At 51.6% G+C, this 655-nt stretch carries 1 protein-coding gene and 1 pseudogene; both read right to left on the reverse strand.

What is annotated here, in order from left to right; all coding sequences use genetic code 11:
• Positions 1–174: pseudogene (locus tag B3797_RS11430) on the reverse strand (UMP kinase); the annotation flags it as partial.
• 154 nt (positions 175–328) lie between these two features.
• A partial coding sequence (gene tsf / locus B3797_RS11435) for a translation elongation factor Ts (protein WP_311791126.1) occupies positions 329–655 on the reverse strand: 327 nt, incomplete at its 5' end.

Below are 655 nucleotides of genomic sequence, written 5' to 3' on the forward strand. Positions count from 1 at the left end.
GCCGCCGCCAATTACCACGCCTACCTGAATGCCCAGCTCGACCAGTTCTTTCACCTCTTGCGCCATGCGGTCAAGCACGCTCGCGTCGATACCAAAACCTTCGGCACCTTGCAGTGCTTCGCCACTCAGTTTCAGCAGGATACGTTGATATACAGGTTTTGCGTTGGTCGCCATGGTCGGTTCTTCCTGGAAGAGTTGAAAAGGAGAAGTTAAATCTGATCGATCATCCGCTTAGCGCGCGTAAATTACTATTGGGATGAGACTGAAAAGCGTCTGCTTAGCGCAGCAGACAAAAAAGAACCGCCTTTTGGCGGTTCCTTTAACAGCATTAAGACTGTTTGGACATAGCTGCTACTTCAGCAGCGAAGTCGCTTTCGACTTTCTCAATGCCTTCGCCCACTTCGAAGCGGATGAAGTTGATGACGTCAGCGCCTTTCTCTTTCAGCGCCTGGCCAACGGTTTTGCTCGGATCGATAACGAAAGCCTGGCCGGTCAGAGAGACTTCGCCGGTGAATTTCTTCATGCGGCCTTCAACCATTTTCTCAGCGATCTCTTTCGGCTTGCCAGACTGCATCGCGATGTCCAGCTGAACCTGGTACTCTTTTTCAACCACGTCAGCAGAGACGTCTTCCGGCTTAACGAATTCCGGCTTGCT

Origin of the sequence: Pantoea sp. UBA5923, from assembly GCF_002431095.1 — a bacterium.
GTDB classification, from domain to species: domain Bacteria; phylum Pseudomonadota; class Gammaproteobacteria; order Enterobacterales; family Enterobacteriaceae; genus Pantoea; species Pantoea piersonii.